The organism is Nonomuraea fuscirosea (assembly GCF_035917475.1).
Classification (GTDB): domain Bacteria; phylum Actinomycetota; class Actinomycetes; order Streptosporangiales; family Streptosporangiaceae; genus Nonomuraea; species Nonomuraea fuscirosea.
Genome location: NZ_CP109074.1, coordinates 4,554,285 through 4,572,761 on the forward strand (window position 1 = coordinate 4,554,285; position 18,477 = coordinate 4,572,761).

Annotated in this window: 20 protein-coding genes; 10 read left to right on the plus strand and 10 right to left on the minus strand. The window is 70.4% G+C overall.

Annotation, left to right across the window (positions count from 1 at the left end; genetic code table 11):
- Window positions 1-246: 246 nt before the first annotated feature.
- Window positions 247-1,125, minus strand: a complete 879-nt coding sequence (locus tag OIE67_RS20910; RefSeq protein WP_326642814.1) for an RNA polymerase sigma-70 factor — start codon at window positions 1,123-1,125, stop codon at window positions 247-249.
- Window positions 1,126-1,400: 275 nt separating this feature from the next.
- Here OIE67_RS20910 and OIE67_RS20915 point away from each other — a divergent pair, with 275 nt between their 5' ends.
- The 5 genes from OIE67_RS20915 (at window position 1,401) to OIE67_RS20935 (ending at window position 5,229) form a co-directional block, all read left to right on the plus strand.
- Window positions 1,401-1,898, plus strand: a complete 498-nt coding sequence (locus OIE67_RS20915) for a carboxymuconolactone decarboxylase family protein (protein WP_326642816.1) — start codon at window positions 1,401-1,403, stop codon at window positions 1,896-1,898.
- A gap of 14 nt (window positions 1,899-1,912) precedes the next feature.
- Window positions 1,913-2,671, plus strand: coding sequence for an SDR family oxidoreductase (locus OIE67_RS20920; protein WP_326642818.1), 759 nt, complete (start codon window positions 1,913-1,915; stop codon window positions 2,669-2,671).
- Window positions 2,672-2,825: 154 nt separating this feature from the next.
- Entirely contained in the window at window positions 2,826-3,410 is a 585-nt protein-coding gene (locus OIE67_RS20925; protein WP_326642820.1) for a hydrolase, read from the plus strand.
- 32 nt (window positions 3,411-3,442) lie between these two features.
- Window positions 3,443-4,639: a cytochrome P450 gene (locus OIE67_RS20930; protein ID WP_326642822.1), complete on the plus strand. Its 1,197-nt coding sequence runs from the start codon at window positions 3,443-3,445 to the stop codon at window positions 4,637-4,639.
- Window positions 4,640-4,803: 164 nt separating this feature from the next.
- Window positions 4,804-5,229 (plus strand): hypothetical protein, encoded by a 426-nt coding sequence (locus tag OIE67_RS20935; RefSeq protein WP_326642824.1) that lies wholly within the window; start codon window positions 4,804-4,806, stop codon window positions 5,227-5,229.
- A gap of 2 nt (window positions 5,230-5,231) precedes the next feature.
- On the opposite strand, the gene OIE67_RS20940 is transcribed toward OIE67_RS20935, so the two are convergent.
- From OIE67_RS20940 to speB, 9 genes are all read right to left on the minus strand, one after another.
- Window positions 5,232-5,666 (minus strand): VOC family protein, encoded by a 435-nt coding sequence (locus OIE67_RS20940; protein WP_326642825.1) that lies wholly within the window; start codon window positions 5,664-5,666, stop codon window positions 5,232-5,234.
- Window positions 5,667-5,706: 40 nt separating this feature from the next.
- Window positions 5,707-6,297 carry a dihydrofolate reductase family protein gene (locus OIE67_RS20945; RefSeq protein ID WP_326642827.1) on the minus strand — a complete coding sequence of 197 codons (591 nt, stop codon included), beginning with the start codon at window positions 6,295-6,297 and terminating at the stop codon, window positions 5,707-5,709.
- Window positions 6,298-6,377: 80 nt separating this feature from the next.
- Window positions 6,378-7,535, minus strand: coding sequence for an alpha/beta hydrolase family protein (locus OIE67_RS20950; protein ID WP_326642829.1), 1,158 nt, complete (start codon window positions 7,533-7,535; stop codon window positions 6,378-6,380).
- Between the two features lie 10 nt (window positions 7,536-7,545).
- A complete protein-coding gene (locus OIE67_RS20955) occupies window positions 7,546-8,964 on the minus strand; it encodes a S41 family peptidase (RefSeq protein ID WP_326642831.1) in 1,419 nt (472 codons plus the stop codon).
- Window positions 8,961-10,007, minus strand: coding sequence for an ABC transporter permease (locus OIE67_RS20960; protein ID WP_326642834.1), 1,047 nt, complete (start codon window positions 10,005-10,007; stop codon window positions 8,961-8,963). Before OIE67_RS20960 ends, OIE67_RS20955 begins: the two co-directional genes overlap by 4 nt.
- Window positions 10,004-10,891 (minus strand): ABC transporter ATP-binding protein, encoded by an 888-nt coding sequence (locus OIE67_RS20965; protein WP_326642836.1) that lies wholly within the window; start codon window positions 10,889-10,891, stop codon window positions 10,004-10,006. Before OIE67_RS20965 ends, OIE67_RS20960 begins: the two co-directional genes overlap by 4 nt.
- Window positions 10,888-11,280 carry a GntR family transcriptional regulator gene (locus OIE67_RS20970; protein WP_326642838.1) on the minus strand — a complete coding sequence of 131 codons (393 nt, stop codon included), beginning with the start codon at window positions 11,278-11,280 and terminating at the stop codon, window positions 10,888-10,890. Before OIE67_RS20970 ends, OIE67_RS20965 begins: the two co-directional genes overlap by 4 nt.
- A 93-nt stretch (window positions 11,281-11,373) precedes the next feature.
- Window positions 11,374-12,948 carry a thiamine pyrophosphate-binding protein gene (locus OIE67_RS20975; protein ID WP_326642840.1) on the minus strand — a complete coding sequence of 525 codons (1,575 nt, stop codon included), beginning with the start codon at window positions 12,946-12,948 and terminating at the stop codon, window positions 11,374-11,376.
- Between the two features lie 67 nt (window positions 12,949-13,015).
- The gene (gene speB / locus OIE67_RS20980) at window positions 13,016-13,951 is read right to left on the minus strand and encodes an agmatinase (protein ID WP_326642842.1); all 936 of its coding nucleotides are present in this window, start codon (window positions 13,949-13,951) and stop codon (window positions 13,016-13,018) included.
- Window positions 13,952-14,022: 71 nt separating this feature from the next.
- Between speB and argH the strand changes: the two genes are divergently transcribed.
- The 5 genes from argH to OIE67_RS21005 are packed head-to-tail and all read left to right on the plus strand — an operon-like array spanning window position 14,023 to window position 18,469.
- Window positions 14,023-15,477 (plus strand): argininosuccinate lyase, encoded by a 1,455-nt coding sequence (gene argH, locus OIE67_RS20985; RefSeq protein ID WP_456094162.1) that lies wholly within the window; start codon window positions 14,023-14,025, stop codon window positions 15,475-15,477.
- A complete protein-coding gene (locus tag OIE67_RS20990) occupies window positions 15,474-16,040 on the plus strand; it encodes a helix-turn-helix domain-containing protein (protein WP_106248555.1) in 567 nt (188 codons plus the stop codon). Before argH ends, OIE67_RS20990 begins: the two co-directional genes overlap by 4 nt.
- Before the next feature lie 10 nt (window positions 16,041-16,050).
- Complete coding sequence (locus tag OIE67_RS20995; RefSeq protein WP_106248557.1) at window positions 16,051-16,872, plus strand: amino acid ABC transporter permease; 822 nt, start codon at window positions 16,051-16,053, stop codon at window positions 16,870-16,872.
- Window positions 16,869-17,621 (plus strand): amino acid ABC transporter ATP-binding protein, encoded by a 753-nt coding sequence (locus tag OIE67_RS21000; RefSeq protein ID WP_326642848.1) that lies wholly within the window; start codon window positions 16,869-16,871, stop codon window positions 17,619-17,621. The genes OIE67_RS20995 and OIE67_RS21000 overlap by 4 nt, the downstream gene beginning before the upstream one ends.
- Window positions 17,622-17,629: 8 nt before the next feature.
- Window positions 17,630-18,469, plus strand: coding sequence for an ABC transporter substrate-binding protein (locus OIE67_RS21005; protein WP_326642850.1), 840 nt, complete (start codon window positions 17,630-17,632; stop codon window positions 18,467-18,469).
- The last annotated feature ends 8 nt before the right edge of the window (window positions 18,470-18,477 follow it).

The following is an 18,477-nucleotide window of genomic DNA, read 5'->3' on the forward strand; positions in this document are numbered from 1 at the left end:
TTCATCTTCTGTGCCACAGCTTGGGTGTCAACCGTGAGCTGGTGTCCTGTGAGATGCATTCTGGCGCGCCCCACCGCGATCGTGTTCTTCGCCTTCCAGCGGCATTTCGTATTCGGCTTGTAGCGGCAGGTGCTCGGACAAGGAGCCCGAGACGTCAGGCGTACGGCCGCGACCACACCGGCCGCGACCGTGCGCGAAGATCCGCGCGTTCAGGATTCCTCGGGTGACAGGTCTTCTGACGGGTTCTCAGCGGGTCACGGCGGTCTGCTGGTCAATACGCGACAGCTTCTCGGGATTGCGCACGTGGTAGGTGCCGGTAACGTAGCCGTTCTCCACTCGCACCGCCACCACGCCATCGATCTCGCCGTCGACTCGGACGAGCAGCCCCGGGCCGCCATTGATCTGCACCAACTCGACGGACCTTTCCGCGTCGCGCTTCCACCAGCCGACGGCCAGCAAGCGAGCAACGTTGTCAGCCCCCACGATGGGCCGCAGCAGGGCATGCTTGACACCGCCGCCGTCGCTCAGGGCGACGACGTCCGGCGCGAGGATGTCGAGCAGGCTCTGCAGCTCGCCGGTCTCGACCGCTCGTTGGAAAGCCTGGAGGGCGGCTCGGTGCTCGGCCGGGGAGCCGGTGCCGCGTGGCCGGCGCGCGGCGACGTGTGCCCGGGCCCGATAGGCGAGCTGACGGACCGCGGACGGGCTCTTGTCGACGGCCTCGGCGATCTCGTCGTAGTCCAGGTCGAACACCTCGCGCAGCACAAACACGGCCCGCTCGATCGGCTGGAGCGTCTCCAGCACCAGCAGCATCGCCATCGAGACGCTGTCGGCCAGCTCCACGTCCTCGGCCACATCAGGCGCGGTCAGCAACGGCTCGGGCAGCCACGGTCCGACGTAGGACTCCTTACGCCGGCCGAGCGCACGCAGCCGGTCCAGCGCCTGCCGGGTGACGATCCGCACCAGGTAGGCACGCTCCTCCCGCACGGTGTCGAGATCGACGTCCACCCAGCGCAGCCAGGTCTCCTGCAGGGCGTCTTCGGCGTCGGTGGCTGAACCGAGCATCTCGTAGGCGACGGTGAACAGCAGGTTGCGATGGGCGACGAACGCCTCGGTGGCGGGGTCCACGCGGTCGGCACGGTCGAGCGGCCCCCGGTGTGTCCGTCGTTCGCTCGCTGCGCTCACTCACGCCTGGCCCCTGCCTGTCCACATTCAGCTCTACCACACGCATGAGACGCCGCTCCCGACCGTTTCGTAACACGCGCGATCGGTGATCCACGTCACATGACAGCGCTGTTACGGAGGGCGGGTAGCCGGCGTCTCGTGTTCGTCAGGACGCCGTGCGAACGATCCGTACGGCACGCGACACCACGAGCCCGAGTTTGAGAAGGGAAGCCCTCGCCATGTCTGCACCCACGACGACCGACCTCCGGTCGCGCATGCCCAACCCCCTCCCGTTCGTCCCCGAGATGGCAGAAGTCGCCGGAGGTTTGCACAAGGTCATCAAGAACGGCGCGATTCCGCAGACCACCGTCCACCTGCTGCAGCTGCGCGCCGGGCAGCTGCTCGGCAGCACGTACTTCACCATCCGGGAAACCGGCAACCTCCGCCAGGCAGGGGAATCAGAGGAGCGCATCACCGCCGTGGCCACCTGGCGGGACGCCGCCTACTTCACCGACGCCGAACGAGTCGCGCTGGAGCTCGTGGAGGCGGTCCTCACCCCGAACCCGTCCGGGGAGCGCGTCCCCGACGAGCTGTACGCCAAGGCGTCCGCGCACTACGACGACAAGGCGCTCTGGACGCTCATCATGGCGATCGCCCACATCGGCTTCTTCACCCCCGCCGCTCTCATCGCCAAGCCGATCCCCGGCATGCCCCCCGGCCAGAACTACAGCGAGTAAGAAAGGCACCCAGCATGAGCATCACCACGTTCGCGGTGGCAGGAGCGACCGGGCGGCTGGGACGCCATGTCGTCGACGTCCTCACCGCACGGGGGCACCAGGTCGTGCCGATGTCCCGAGCCACCGGCGTGGACATCATCACCGGTGAGGGCCTGGCCGAGGCGCTCACCGAGGTGGATGTCATCATCGACGTCGCCTCGTGGCACGCCTCCGACCAGGAGGCGGCGACGGAATTCTTCCGCACCTCGGCCCGCAATCTGCACGAGTACGGTCAGAAGGCCGAGGTCGCCCAGATCACCGTGGCGTCCATCATCGGCGTCGACAAGGCCACCGAAGGTTTCCTCGCCGCCAAGAAGGTGCACGAGGAACTCCTCCTGTCCGGCCCGATCCCCGTCCGCATCCTGCGGGCCGCGCAGTTCCACGAGTTCGTCGGTCAGCTTCTGGACTGGCAGCAGGGCGACGTCGCCTACATCCCGGATCTGCCCACCCAGCTCGTGGCCTGCCGCACCGTGGCCGAGGAACTGGTCGACCTGGCCCTCAACCCTGGCGAGCCCGCTCCAAGAACGCCGATCCCCGAGATCGCCGGACCCCGCAAGGAGATCTTGGCGGAGGCGGCCCGGCTCCTCGGCGCCCGCCGAGGCATCAAGGTCGTCGGCGTCGACGGCTCGGGCATGCCCGATGCCGAGATCGCCGCCGAGGGCGGGTTCCTGCCGAGCCCGCACGCCAAGCTCGCCGGCCCAACCTTCCAGGAGTGGCTCGACACCCAACCCTGAGCCGGCCCTATGACCGCGGCCTGGCCTTGTTCTCGGAGCTCCACGGCCCGGAGCTCCGAGAACAAGGTTTCCTCCGAACCTCGCTCGCCAGCGGCGTTCGGGGACTCCGTTTGACGCCTGGACTCATCACCGCATCCCGGAAAGGGGCTCACTCATGCCCGTCACCACTATCGACACAACAACCGCACTCGTCCTCATCGACCTGCAGAACGCCATCGTCGCCCGCCCCGCAACCCCTTACACCGGCGCCGAGGTGGTGGCCCGTGCGGTCGAACTGGCCGACGCCTTTCGCGACCACAGCGCTCCGGTTGTCCTGGTCCGGGTCACGGCCCGCGCGGACGGATCGGATGCTGCTCCAGGACGCACCGAGATTCCGCGCCCGCCTGGCCCCCTGCCCGAGGGCTGGGACGTCATCGTCGATGACCTGGCTGGCCACCCCGGCGACATCACCGTGACCAAGCGCTCCTGGGGTGCCTTCTACGGCACCGACCTCGACCTGCAGTTGCGCCGTCGCGACGTCACACAGGTCGTGCTGGCCGGGATTGCCACCAGCATCGGCGTGGAGTCCACCGCCCGCGCCGCCTACGAACACGGCTACAACCTCACGCTGGTGACCGACGCCATGACCGACCTGAACGCGCAGGCGCATCGCAACAGCGTTGAACGGATCTTTCCCCTTCTCGGCGAGAGCGCCACCACCGCCGAGGTCATCGACCTGCTGGCCAAGACCCGCGCCTGAAGATCTCACTCGATCACCAGATGAATGGACAGATGATGACGCAAGCGCCGGAATTGCCGCTGCACATGCGGCGGAACGGGTTCAACCCGGTTGAGGAGCTGGCCGGGGCTCGTGACGGAGAGGGTGTGGTCCGGGTCGAGACGCCGTTCGGCTCGCCCGCGTACCTGGTCTGCCGCCACGAGGATGTTCGCCAGGTACTGTCGGATCCGGCCCGGTTCAGCAGTGCCCTGACGCCGTTCCCGGGATCCGGGCAGATGGACGCCGACGAGCTGGCCAGGATGCAGGCCGGGCAGCTGATCGGATTCGACCCGCCCGAGCACACGCGGTTGCGCCGGATGCTCACCCCGGAGTTCACGGCACGGCGGATGCGCAGGCTGGAGCCGCGGATCACCGAGATCGTCCAGACGGCTCTGGACGATCTGGAGCGGGCCGGCAAGCCGGCCGATCTGGTGTCACACTTCGCGCTGCCGGTGCCGTCGCTGGTGATCTGCGAGCTGCTGGGCGTGCCGCATGCAGATCGCGCCGAGTTCCACGAGCGTTCCGTACGCCTGCTGGACACCTCCTTGCCGATGGAGCAGCGCCTCGCGGCGCAGCGGGAGGACCGCGCCTACATGGCGGGCCTGGTGGCCCGCGCCCAGGCGGATCCAGGCGAGGACATGCTGGGCATGCTGGTGCGCGAGCACGGCCACGATCTCCGTACCGATGAGCTGATCGGCATCGCGGGACTTCTGCTGCTGGCCGGGCATGAGACCACCTCGAACATGCTCGGCCTGGGCACCCTGGCCCTGCTGCGGCACCCGGACCAGCTGGCGATGATCCGCGACGATCCCGCGCAGGTCGAGCCCGCCGTCGAGGAGCTGCTGCGCTGGCTGTCCGTCGTGCAGTCGCTGCCACCGCGTACGACCACGACGGATGTGGAGATCGCCGGGCATGCCATCCCCGCGGGCTCGCTCGTGATCCTTTCGCTTCCCGCCGCCAACCGCGACCCTGCCTTCATCGACAATCCCGACACCCTCGACCTCACCCGGGGAGCCGCCGGCCACGTCGCCTTCGGCCACGGGGTGCACCACTGTCTCGGGGCGCCGCTGGCGCGGATGGAGATGCGCATCGCCTTCCCTGCCCTGCTGCGACGCTTCCCCAACCTGGCCCTGGCCGATGCATACGAGCAGGTGGACTTCCGGGTCTTCAGCCTGGTGTACGGCGTGCGCACGCTGCGGGTGATCTGGTGAGCGGGTGGCCGCTGAGAACTGACACCACCCGCAACCAGGAGCAGATCCATTGAAGCCTGTCCGGGAGGGGGGCGGCTCGGCACTTGTCCGGATCCGGGGTGAGTCACCGCAGCCAGCAAACCCCTTCACCCCACCCAGCAAAACGACCACCAAGGAGTGATCCCATGTCATCGTCGGCCAAGCTGCCCTTTCCGGCTCACGCGGAGCACGCCCCGCTTCCCCGGTTCTTTGGCCTGATGAAGGCGACAACGCTGTTCCTGGCCGCCACCCTGCTGATGCAGGCGTTCACCGCTGGACAGCTCTTGTCGAACGAGGGCGGCCGCCAGTTGCACGATGCCACGGGCGGCGCCGTCTCTGTCGCGCTGGTCCTCCAGGTCATCACCGCGCTCCTGGTGTGGCGGGTGGGCCACGGATCAGCGCGATATCTGATCGTCAGCGCGTTAATGGTCCTGTTGACCGGCATCCAGTTCGTGGTCGGCGCCAGCGGCGACGTTGCCATCCACGTGCCCCTTGGTGTGGTGCTGTTCGGCGCGGGCACCTTCCTGGTGGCACAGGTATGGTCGACCCGCCCAGCCCGCACCGCCGACTGAACTCAGCTCTTCAGCTCCTCGGCGAGCATCACGATGATGCCGCTGGGACCGCGGACGTACGTGAGCTTGTAGATGTCCTCATAGGTGGCCACACCGCGGAGAGGTCGGCATCCGTGTTTCGCGGCTGTCTCAAGGGCTTTGTCGATGTCGTCGACGGAGAAGGCGACGCGGTGCATGCCAATCTCGTTGGGACGAGTGGGCTCCGATTCGATCGCTTCAGGGTGGATGTATTCGAAGAGCTCAAGGCGACCGTGACCGTCTGGGGTCTGGAGCATCGCAATGTTGGCGTGGTTGCCATCAAGGCCGACGGCAGTGTCGGTCCACTCACCACTGACCGTGTCACGGCCGACGACCGTGAGACCGAGGTCTGTGAAAAAGGAGATCGCCGCTTCGAGGTCGCGAACGGCAATGCCGACGTTCTCAAGTCTGATGGCCATGCGTTGCATGCTACCGAGCCGGGTCGATCAAGGCGCAGAGTCAGTCCTTCACGCCGGTCGCGTCATAGCGCAGTTCAGCCAGCTGCGAATCGGGCAGTACACGAGCTGCGAGCAGTTTCAGGCCCGCTCGCGATCCCGAGTAAAGCTTGGATCCGTCACCGAGCAGGGCGGCGCCGACGAGGACGATCAACTCGTCGACCAGGCCGTCCGCGAGCAACGGATTCCAGGTCGTCGCGCTGCCGAACATGAGCAGGTCGGCGCCGCTGCCTCGCTTGAGCCGCGCAATCTCCTCCGGAGCCTCGCCGCGAGACACCACCCGCGTCGTCGCCGCCCAGGGGGCGTCAGGGTCGACCTTCATCGAGTCGCTGATGACCACAGCATCCAGGGAGGTAACGAGCTCAGCGATCTCGCGATCGCGGTCGTTGTGCGACTCGTCGGCGGCCACGGCGGACCAGTGCTCCCAGTTGCCGGGGAACCACGTGCTGCCGTACACGAGCGTGCCCGCGCGCTGGAGAAGGCCGAGGTTGTGACTGTTGAACGCATCCTCGAACGGCATCGAGGAGAGGTCCTTGTCGGGACCTTCGTAGTACCCGTCGAGGGACGTCAGGACAGAGACGATGAGCTTCGGCATGCCGTGATCGTAACTGCCGTCTCCCACAGGATGTGCGATGGAGGTCCTCCGGCAGTCGGCGGCGGCGTCGTACGGCAGGCTCAACGAGGAGCCGAGCAGGCCGCGGGGCAGAGCTTGACCTCGGGGTGGCGTGGCGACGGCTCGTCCAGCAGGGGCTGGCGCCGCGACTTCAGGTGCTGGTCGAGGAAGGCCGCCACGTACGTGCGGGTGAGCTCGGCGGCGCGCGGCCCCGGCAGGACGCCGGAGGCGGGCCTGACGCCGAGCGTGGCCGCCATCAGCGAGCCGTCGGTGAAGGACTGGTGTTCGGCGCCCGTCAGCACCAGCCAGCGTTTCCATCCGGTCAGCAGTTTCCAGTCGCGCTCCCAGGAGGGGTCGCGGCCGCCGGGGACGTGCTGCGGCGTGCCCAGGAACAGGAACGGCCGGGAGAACCCCTTCTTGGGGATGCGGGCGTAGGTGGTGCCGTCCATGTCGACGCCGGCTCGCACGCGGGGGTCGCGCACCATGGCCGCTATGGCACTCGCCCCGCCCATCGACTGGCCGACCATGGCGATCTTGGAGCGGTCGATCCGGTGGGAGTCGTCCCACTTCGCGGGCAGCTGGTCGAGGACGAACGAGACGTCCGCGGCCCGGCCCGCGACCGCCCCGGAGCCGAAACCGGGGTCGGTGTCGCTGTCGCACGCGAGACATTCGGCGACCCGCCCGCCGGCCAGGGTCGTGGCGTAACTCTCGTAGGTGTGGTCGACGCCCGCCACGACGTAGCCGCGGCTGGCCAGGTCCTCGGCCAGGGAGGTGAGCGTGCTCACCGGGTTGGTGAAGCCCGGCGACAGCACCACCAGCGGAAGTCTCCGTCCCGCGGCTTCGGCGTCCTTGACAGCGTTCGTGCGCGTCCTGCTGAGGATGTCGTCCGGGACGCCCATGACGCCGTAGCGTCTGATGGCGAGCCGCGATTCCTGCGCCGTCATGTACGGCGCCTTCGGCCCGTCACTCCGCGCGGCCGGATACCAGAGGGTGACCTTGAGCTCGCGCGCGCCGGCGTCGAGGTTCCAGGGATCGGGCCGGGAGGTGTCCTTCAGATACAGGACGGTGGTGCCGACCGGCCGGGCGCCGGTGGGGGCGGGCAGGGTGGCGGGCCCGGACGGCGTGGTCGAGGGAACGGCCGAGCGGGGCGGCGTGGGCGCGGAGCAGGCGGACGAGGCCAGCACGACCAGTCCCGCGGCGACGGCCAGGAGGTGTCTCATGGAGGCGTCCTCACTTGTGCAGCAGGGTCAGGGCCTTGGCCAGCGCCGGATCGCGCCCGGCGGCCGCGTCCTCGGGGGTCAGGGGCACGTGGTGGTCGGGCGGCACGCCGATCCGGTCGACCACCTCGCGATCGGGTCCCAGGTGGCGCCTGCTGGGGAGGGCCAGCAGGGTGTTGTCGCGCAGCAGGTAGCCCTGCGCAGGCCCGGAGACGGCACCGGCGGTCCTGGTGCCGACCAGCGAGCCGGCCCGCAGGTCCTTGATCGCGGAGCTGAAGTGTTCGCAGGCCGAGGCGCAGCCGCGGTCGATGAGCACCGTCAGCGGCAGGCCGACCAGGGCGACGGTGTCGTCGGTCCGCAGGCTCTCGCACCTGTCGTCCGCCGTGCACAGGTAGGCGGTGGTCGCGCCGTGGGCGAACGCGCTCACCAGCCGGATCGCCTCTCTGGGGCTGCCGCCGCCGTTGCCGCGCAGGTCCAGGACGACGCCGGCCGGCGTCCGGCCGGTGCGCAGCCGGGCGATCGCCTGCAACGCCCGGTCGGCGGAGTCGGAGGCGAACCCGCGCACCCGTACGTAGACGATGTCGTCGTCCAGCAGCCGCGACCGCACCAGCTGAAGGGCGCTCAGGTCCTGCTGGAACAGGCCGGGTTCGAGGGTCACGCTCCAGCGGCGGCCGGTGCTCTGCCGCAGCACCCGCAGCCGGACCGGGCGCGCCCGCGGGTAGCGCGGATAGAGCGCGGCGATCGCGGGCGTGGGCTTCCCGTCGATGAAGGGGGCCGAGCCGTCGATCGACTCGATGACGTCGCCCGGGCGCAGCCCGGCGGCCCGCGCGGCGCCGCCCTGGACGGTGGTGACGAACAGCGGCGGAACGGCGGTGCCGGGGTCGCCCTCCGCCTGCGCGCCGCCGACGTTCGCGAGGAGCCCCAGGCCGTAGCCGTCGCCGTCGTAGTGGTCGGGATGCCGGACGATGTCATGTGCCCAGACGGCGTGGTTGTCGCCCAGACCGGCCACCATGGCCTCAAGGGTGACGACGCCCAGCCGGTCGCGCAGGCCGGGGACCTTATCGGTGATCGCGCGGAAGGCGGTCTCGAACGCGGCCCAGTCGGCTGCGCGGTCCCCGGTCAGCGCCGGCATGGTGGCCCCCGGCACGTCGCGCCCGGTCCGGTTGAGCTCCTGGGTCAGTGCGGCGAAGGCGGTGCGCAGCAGCGGGCGGGCGTCCAGCGTGGCGCCGCCGTAGTAGTTGCCGAGGATGCAGAAGTACGCCTGCTCGACGACGTCGATCGTGGTGGCCGTCTGCGGGCCGGGAGGTTCCTGGGGGGCCGCGCAGACCGTCCCGGCCGCCCTGCTCGCCTGCTCGCGCGGCGGCGTCGGTGCCGTGCAGGCCGCCGCCAGCAGGAGGGCGAGGGCGGCGGCCGCGGTCCTGACCGCGCTCATGTCAGGCGCCTGCGGATCCACCAGAACGACAGCCAGGTGAGGCCGAGGGTGAGCAGGGCGTAGATCCCGGTCTCGATCCACTGGAAGGGCCAGAAGCGCTCCAGCGGCTGGTAGGTCGCCTGCTGCCGGTAGCCGAGCCGGTTGATCTCGACGATGCAGCCGTCCCCTCCGCCCGCCGTCGGCGCGCAGGGGCCCGAGGTCGCGGAGGTGGCGACGACGGCTCCCTCGCCGCCGTCGGAGATCACACGTCCGGACGGGTCGAGCAGGTCGTTGGCCAGGACCCAGGCGCCCGCCTGGCCGGGTACGGCCAGGCCCAGGGAGATCCGCGGGTTCGCCCCGCCGTCCCGGGGGATGCTGATGCTGTCCACGTTCGTCCTGCCGAGCTCGAAGGTCGCGGTGATCGGCGGCATCAGGTGCGGCCGGACCAGCAGCGGCATGGCGAGCTGGAGCGCGGCGAAGACGGCCAGGGTGAGGACCATGGCCGGGAGCGTGCGGCGGACCAGCATGCCCACGCTCACGCCCAGGACGAAGGCGAAGGCCGCGTACCCCATCGGGGCGATGCCGCGCGCGCCGAACACCAGCGGGGCCATCAGGGCCAGGTTCTCGGCGGCCGATCGGTCCAGGGGGTCGGCCCACCAGGTCACCATGAGGCCGCACAATCCGGCGAGGGCGATAGCGGTCAGGCCCATGAGCCCGAGCTTGACCGCCAGCCAGTGGGCGCGGGTGATGCTCTGGTTCCACACCAGCAGGTGTGTTCCCGCCTCCAGCTCGCGGGTGATCAACGGCGCTCCCCAGAAGAGCCCGGCGAGGGCAGGCAGCAGCAGCACGGCGAGACTCAACGCCATGAACGAGGTGTCGTGCCCGTCGAAGAAGTGGTCGTAGAAGCGGTCGCAGGTGTTGTCCTGGGCGCAGGCGGCGATGCCGGCGGAGTAGTCGGCGGCCAGGCCGGGGCCGGTCAGCGCCAGGGCGGCGGCGAGGAGCACGAGCAGGGCGGCCATCGTCGCGGCCGAGCCGCGGAACTGGCGCCAGGTCAGCCAGATCACCTCTGCACCTCCAGGGCGACCCGCCGCTCGGCGGTCCGCTGGTCCATGTAGGCCAGGACGAGGTCTTCCAGGCTGAGCCGGCTGACCGTCCAGGCGGGGTCGTGGATCGGGTCGTTGGTGCGGATCACGTACGTGCTCTGGCGGTCGGTGTGCCGCGCGGAGACCACGTGCTGCCCGGCCGGCAGCCGGTCGGGATCGCGGCGCGGGCCGGTGAGCCGGTGGTGGGTGGTGAGCAGTTCGTCGACCTCTCCGGTCACGCGCACGCGGGAGTCGACGAGCACGACCAGGAAGTCGCAGACCCGTTCCAGGTCGTGGACCAGGTGGGAGGAGAGCAGGACGCTGAAGCGGTGCTCGGCGGTGGCCTCCATCAGGTGCTGCAGGAATTCCCGGCGGGCCAGCGGGTCGAGCGAGGAGACGGGTTCGTCCAGGATGAGCAGCTCGGGCCGCTTGGCTAACCCGAGGGTGAGGGCGAGCTGGGCGCGCTGGCCGCCCGACAGCCGGCCCGCCCGTTGCGCGGGATCGAGGCCGAGCCGCGCGATCCGCTCCCGCGCCGTGGCGGTGTCCCAGCGGGGGTTGAGCCGCTCGCCCAGCCGCAGGTGCTCGGCGACGCTCAGCCCGGCGTAGACGGGGGTGTCCTGGGCGACGAAACCGACCTTGGCCAGCTGCGCCGGGCCGCCGGCGGGCCGGCCGCCGAGCACGGTGATGTCGCCCGCCGTCGGCGCCAGCTGGCCGCCGGCCAGCTTCAGCAGCGTGGTCTTGCCGGCTCCGTTGGGGCCCACCAGCCCGACGACGTGGCCGGCCGGGATGTCGAGGGTGCACTCGCGCAGCGCCCAGCGTCTGCCGTATCTCCGGCCCAGTGCCTGGGCCCGCAGGACAGCGGTCACGCTATGTCCTCCTGAGCTGTGGTGCGAAAGGTGGACATGAACAGGGCCTCGATGCTCTCGTCGTCGAGGCCGGCCCGGCGGGCCTTGGCCAGCCAGCGCCGCAGATCCAGCCGCAGCGGGCCGTGCGCGGCCAGCGAGGCGTCGGTGAGCGTCGCCGTCACGAACGTGCCCACCCCCGGCCTGGCGGCGACCAGGCCCTCGTGCTCCAGCTCCCGATAGGCCTTCAGGACCGTGTTGGCGTTGATCGCCAGCTGCGCAACGACCTCCTTGACCGTGGGCAGCTGGTCGCCCTCGCGCAGCATGCCGAGCCGCAGCGCGTGCCGTACTTGCTGGACCAGTTGCAGGTACGGCGAGAGGCCCGACCCGCCGTCCAGATAGAACTCGATCACCGGCGCTCCATTTATCTAGTCTCCTAGCACTTTAGAGAACTAGAGAGTAAAGGAAGCGTAAGGAGCGCTGCACCCGCCGGCGATCGCCGGTGCTCAGGTCTGGGCGAACATCCGGGGACGAGCGCGCAGGACCACGACGTTCGGGCCGGGTTCGGCCAGGGCGTCCGTGAGCTGCCCGGCCAGGGAGGCGGGCGTGGCGGTCCGGGCGGGGACGCCGAACGAGGCGGCCAGCTCGGCGAAGTCCGGCCTGACCAGTTCGGTGCCGGCGGGGGCGCCGAACGCGTCCGTCATGTACTCGCGCAGGATGCCGTAACCCCCGTCGTCCACGATCAGCCAGGTGACGTCCAGGTCGTGCTGGCGCATGGTGGCGAGCTCGGCCAGGCCGTACATCGCGCCGCCGTCGCCGGAGATCGCGAGCGCGCGCCGTCCCGAGGCGGCCCCGCCCACGGCGGCGGGCAGCGCGTACCCGAGGCCGCCCGCGCCCTGCGCCGACCACATGGGGCCGGGGAAGGCCGACCATGCCCAGTAGGTCAGGATCGTCATGTCCCAGAACGACAGCACGCCGGTGGGGATGGCCTCCAGGAGCGCGAACTCCTGCTCGTGGCCGCCGAGCCGGTCACGCACCCGCCTCAGCACGCCGGCCACGGCCGCCTCCGCGCGCCCGTCGCCCTCCCGCGGCCGCACCGCCGCGGCGAGCGCGCCCAGCGTCGCCTTGGCGTCGGCGTGCACGGCGAGCGAACCGCTCGTGTTGGCCTCCAGCTTGCCGAGGTCGGCCTCGATGTGGATGACGCGGCCTTTCGGGCGCATCGTGTGGTAGTTGCTGGACAGCTCCCCCAGCCCCGTGCCCGCGACCAGCAGCACGTCCGCCTGCTCCAGGAAGTCCGTGACGTACCGGTCCTCCAGCCACGACCGCAGCGACAGCGGGTGCTCGCAGGGGAAGACGCCCTTCGCGGCGAACGTGGTGGCCACCGGCGCACGCAGCCGCTCGGCCAGGGCGAGGAGCTCCGGCCCCGCCCCTGACAGGGACGTCCCGCCGCCGGCCAGGATGACGGGGTTCGCGGCGGAGTCGAGTGCCCGCGCGGCCTGGCGTACCAGCTCGGCACGGGGAAGCGGCGTGCGCGGGCGCACGCTGAGATCGGCCGGAGGCGGGACGTCCGTGGGCGCGAGCAGGATGTCCTGCGGGATCTCGACCCACGCGGGCCCCTGCGGCACGCTGAGCGCCGCCTCCCAGGCCTGGGCCAGCGCGGACGGGATCTGCGCGGCCGACCGCACCACCTGGACCGAGACGGCCACGCCGCGGAAGGAGGCCGCCTGGTCGGGGAGCTCGTGCAGGTAGCCCTTCCTGCGGCCGCCCAGCCCGTCGGACGGGATCTGACTGGAGATCCCGACCACGGGCGCGCAGGCCAGGCGTGACTCCATCAGGGCGGGCAGGGTGGCCAGCGCGCCGGGTCCCGTGGAGACCATGAACGGGGTCACCGTCCCGGTGGCCCGCGCGTGACCGTCGGCGGCGAAGGCGACGCCCAGTTCGGTACGGCATCCGACGTAGCGCAGCGATGAGCGGCGCAAGGCGTCGAACAGGGCGAGCGCGTGCTGGCCCGGCTCGCCGAACACGGTCGTGGCGCCGAGCGCGGCCAGGGTCTCGACGACCAGGTCGCCGCCGGTCCTCATGCCCGCCACCTCCACGCGACCAGGCCGCCCACCGCCGTCATGCCCGCCGCTCTCACGCCCGCCGTCCTCACGCCTGTCCCCTCCTCAGTGCGAACAAGCTGATCAGGTCGTAGGCGACGTGCGCGGCGGCGACCGCGGTGATCTCGGCGTGGTCGTAGGCCGGCGACACCTCCACCACGTCGGCGCCGACGAGGTTGCAGCCCGACAGCCCGCGCAGGATCTCCAGCAGCTCGCGGCTGGTCAGACCGCCCGCCTCCGGGGTGCCCGTGCCCGGGGCGTGGGCGGGGTCGAGCGCGTCGATGTCGACGGAGATGTAGAGCGGGCGCTCGCCGATCCGCTGCCGCAGGGCCTCGGCGACCTCGTCGGGGCCGCGCCGCATGACGTCGGACGCGGTGACGATGCCGAATCCGAGCCTGCGGTCCTCCTTCAGGTCGGCCTTGCCGTAGAGCGGGCCCCTGATGCCGACGTGGCTCAGCGCCTCGGTGTCGAGGACGCCCTCCTCGACCGCGCGGCGGAAGGGCGTGCCATGGGTGTACTCGGCGCCGAAGTAGGTGTCCCAGGTGTCCAGGTGGGCGTCGAAGTGCAGCAGCGCCAGCGGCCCGTGCTCGCGGGCCGCCGCCCGCAGCAGCGGCAGCGCGATGGTGTGGTCGCCGCCGATGGTGAGGAGCCGGGCGTCGAACTCCCCTGCCGCCTGCTCGATCGTCTCGATGGCCTGCCCGATGTCGAACGGGTTGCAGGCGATGTCACCGGCGTCGGCGACCTGGAGATCGGCGAACGGCGAGACGTCCAGAGCGGGGTTGTAGGGCCGGATCAGCTTGCTGCCCTGACGCACGGCGGCCGGGCCGAAGCGGGCGCCCGGACGGTAGGAGACCCCGCTGTCGAACGGTACTCCCACGATCGCGACGTCGGCCCGCTCCACCTGATCGATGCGGGGCAACCGGGCGTAGGTGTCGGGCCCTGCGAAGCGTGGCACCTGCGAGGCGTCGACGGGTCCCTGCGGCATGAATCTCCCCTTGTGAACAGCATATTTCGGCTTAAAAGGCGCTATTGACACCCATGGCAACGCAGACCACTATGTCGGAAAACCTCGTTTACCGGAAGGCAACCGCGTTGTCCGATCAACTCTGGGGTGGACGCTTCCGCTCGCCTGCCGACCCGTCCCTGCTCGCCCTCTCCCGGGCGCCCGACAGCTACTTCCGCATGTCCCCGTACGACCTGGCGGGCTCGCGCTCCCACGTCCGTGAGCTGCGGCGGGCCGGGATCCTCGACGAGGGCGAGGCGGAGCGGCTGCTGGCGGCGATCGACACGCTGGACGAGGACGTCCGTGCTGGCCGCGTCGGCCCGAACGACTCCGACGAGGACGTGCACACCTTCCTGGAACGGGTGCTGGTCGAGCGGCTGGGCGAGGTCGGCGGCAAGCTGCGCGCCGGCCGCTCGCGCAACGACCAGACGGCCAACGACCTGCGGCTCTACCTGCGCGACCACGCCAGGAAACTGGTGCTGGCGCTGGCCGGGCTGCAGGACGCGCTGGTGGCCCAGGCCCGCGCGCACGTCCGTACGGCCGCGCCCGGCTTCACCCACCTGCAGCCCGCCCAGCCGATCGTGTTCGGGCACCAGCTGCTCGCCCACGCGCAGGCCTTCGCCCGCGACGCCGACCGGCTGCGGGACTGGGACCGGCGCACCGCGCTGTCCCCGCTGGGCTCGGCCGCGCTGGCGGGGTCGGCGATCGCCGTCCATCCGGAGTTGTCGGCGGCGGAGCTGGGCTACGACGGCCCGTGCGAGAACTCCATCGACGCCGTCGCCGCCCGCGACCACGTGGCCGAGTTCCTGTTCGCCGCCTCGATGCTCGCCGTCAACCTGTCGCGGCTGGCCGAGGAGGTCTGCCTCTGGGCCGCCCGCCAGTTCCGCTGGGTGGAGCTGCACGACTCCTTCGCCACCGGCAGTTCGATCATGCCGCAGAAGAAGAACCCCGACATCGCGGAGCTGACCAGGGGCAAGGCGGGCCGCCTGCTCGGCAACCTCAACGGCCTGATGGCGACGCTGAAGGCGATGCCGCTGGCCTACAACAGGGACCTGGCCGAGGACAAGGCCGCCGTCTTCGACACCGTGGACACCCTGGCCATCGTGCTGCCGGCCATGGCCGGGCTGGTGCGCACGCTGTCGGTGAACGTCGACGAGCTGCGCACGCAGGCGAGCGCGGGCTTCACGCTGGCCACCGAGGTGGCGGACTGGCTCTCGCGGCGCGGCGTGCCGTTCAGCCAGGCCCACGAGATCACCGGCATGCTCGTGCGTACGTGCGAGGACAAGGGCCTGGACCTGCACGAGCTGTCGGACGCGGACCTGGCCGCGGTGGACCCGCGGCTGACGCCGGACGTGCGCCCGCACCTCACGATCGAGGCGGCGCTGGCCGCGCGCACGGGCTACGGCGCCACCGCGCCCGAGCGGGTTCTCGAGCAGATCGACCGCCTCGACGGGCTGCTGGAGCGGCAGCGCGCCTGGGCACGCGACTACGCGGGCCCTGCGACGTGATCTCGATTCCCGACACCCCCGGTCTCGGCCCGCGGGCCCGCGAGCTGCGCCGCCGGCGCCGGCTCAGCCTGACCGAGGTGGCCGAGCGGGCGGGGCTCACCAAGGGCTTCCTGTCCAGGTTCGAGCGCGGCCAGGTGTCCATCTCGGTGGCCTCCCTGCTGCGCCTGTGCTCGGCGCTCGACCTGGACGTGGCCGACCTGTTCGACGGCTCCAGCGGGCGGCTGGTCAGGGCCGGGAACCGGGGCAGGCTCGAGTTCGGCGGCACCGGCATGACCGAGTACCAGCTCACGCCGAAGGACGAGAGCAGGCTGCTGGTCCTGCTCAGCGAGATCGAGCCGGGCGGCGGGTCGGGCCACGAGCCGTACGCGCTGCCCGTCGACATCGAGTTCGTGCACGTCCTCAAGGGGCTGTTCACGATCGACGCCTCGGGCGAGCGGGTCGAGATGCGTGAGGGCGACTCGTTCCTGTTCCCCGGCGACACCCCCCACACCTTCACCAACCCCGGTGACGAGGTCACCCGAGTCCTGTGGGTGTTGGCGCCCGCGCTCACCTCCCGCTCGTGAGGAGATCCCTATGTCCCTAGATGTCGCCCATCTGCCCCGGGTGGCGCGCAAACACTACGGCCGGTACGTGGCCGCGGTCGTCGTGGTGGCCGTGCTCGTGGCGATCGTCGTCTCGTTCGCCGGCGGGCAGATCGAGTGGAGCGTGGTCGGGCAGTATCTGACCGCGCGGGCCATCCTGACCGGTGTGGTCAACACGTTCGTCATGGCGGTCTTCGCGATGATCGTCGGATTGGCCCTGGGCGTGCTGTTCGCGGTGATGCGCATGTCGCGCAACCCGGTCACCCGCGGCGTCTCCTACCTCTACACCTGGATCTTCCGCGGCACGCCGCAACTGCTGCAGCTCTTCCTCTGGTTCAACCTGGCGCTCGTCTTCCCCTACTTCGTCATCCCCGGCATCGTCGAGGCGCGCACGGTCGACCTGATGACCCCGTTCGTCGCCGCGCTGCTCGGGCTGGGCATCTGCCAGGGCGCCTACACCTCGGAGGTGGTCCGCGGCGGCATCCTCTCGGTCGACCACGGCCAGACCGAGGCCGCGCAGGCGATCGGGATGACGCGCTTCCAGACGCTGCGCAGGATCGTGCTGCCGCAGGCGATGCGGGTCATCCTGCCGCCGATCGGCAACGAGTTCATCAGCATGGTGAAGCTCACCTCGCTGGCCAGCGCGATCCAGTACCAGGAGGTGCTGCACAGCGCCCAGAACATCTACTACGCCAACAACCGCGTCATGGAGCTGCTGTTCGTGGCGACGTTCTGGTACCTGATCGTGGTCAGCCTCCTGAGCCTGGGCCAGCTGGTCGTCGAGCGCCGTTTCTCCCGAGGAGTGAAGAGATGATCAAGGCGGTCGACGTGCACAAGCGCTTCGGCGCCCACCACGTGCTCAAGGGCATCTCGCTGGAGGTGGCCGCGGGCGAGGTGCTGTGCGTCATCGGGCCGTCCGGCTCGGGCAAGAGCACGTTCCTGCGCTGCATCAACCAGCTGGAGACGATCGACGAGGGCGCCGTCTGGGTGGACGACGAACTGCTCGGGTACGTCGAGCGCGACGGGAAGCTGCACCAGCTCAGCGACGCCCAGATCGCCCGGCAGCGGCGTCCCATCGGGATGGTGTTCCAGCGGTTCAACCTGTTCCCGCACATGACCGCGCTGGAGAACGTGGTCGAGGGCCCGATCAGGGTGCTGCGCGAATCACGCGACACCGCCCACGCCCGGGGGCTGGAGTTGCTGGAGCGGGTGGGGCTGAAGGACAAGGGCGGCGCCTACCCGTCGACCCTGTCGGGCGGCCAGCAGCAGCGGGTGGCGATCGCCCGCGCCCTGGCGATGCGGCCGCGGCTGATGTTGTTCGACGAGCCCACCTCGGCGCTCGATCCCGAGCTGGTCGGCGAGGTGCTGGCGGTCATGCGCGACCTGGCCGGCTCGGGCATGACCATGATCGTCGTCACCCACGAGCTGGGGTTCGCCAAGGAGGTCGCGAACCAGGTCGTGTTCATGGACGACGGCCGCGTCGTCGAGACGGGACCGCCCGACCAGGTCCTGGTCAACCCCGCGCACGAGCGTACGAAGACCTTTCTCTCAGCAGTCCTCTAGGAGTCGCTTTGTTCCGTCCCATCGTCCTGCTCGCCTGCCTCGCCGTGGCCGCGACCGCGTGCACCGCGAAGGCGCCAGAAACCCTCAAGACCGCCTCGGACGGCGGTCTGCCGCCGAAGATCGCCGAGTCCAAGACCCTGGTGGTCGGCAACGTGCCCAACTACCCGCCGCTGGAGTTCAAGGACCCCAAGACCAACCAGCTCACCGGCTTCGACATCGACCTCGGCGACGCCGTCGGCAAGCAGCTCGGCGTCACGGTCAAGTGGCAGGAGACCTCCTTCGAGCAGTTGCAGAGCGCGGTCACCACCGGGCGGATCGACATGATCCTGTCGGGGATGAGCGACCTGCCGGAGCGCCGGGAGACGCTCGACCTGGTCGGCTACATGAGCTCGGGCGCGCAGTTCTTCTCCACCTCCAAGATCGCCGATCCGAAGGACCTGTGCGGCAAGACCGTGGGCGCCAGCCGCCGCACCTCCTTCCCCGGCGAGATCAAGAAGTGGAGCGAGCAGAACTGCTCCGGCAAGCCGATCAAGATCGTCGGCACGGAGGGCTCCGCGGACGCGCGCACCCAGCTCACCCAGGGCAGGCTCGACGCGGCGGTCCAGGGCAGCGAGACCCTCCCTTACATCTCCAAGCAGGACCCCGGCAAGTTCAACGTCATCGGCGAGCCGTTCACCGAGGTCAACCAGGCCATGGGATTCGGCAAGCAGGACCCGCGCCTGCGCGACGCGGTCATCAAGGCGCTGGGCGCGCTGCAGCAGGACGGCACCTACGCGCGGCTGCTCGACAAGTGGGGCCTCAAGGGCAACGCCATCAAGCAGGTCACCCTCAACGGGGCCGCCGCGTGAGAGCCCGC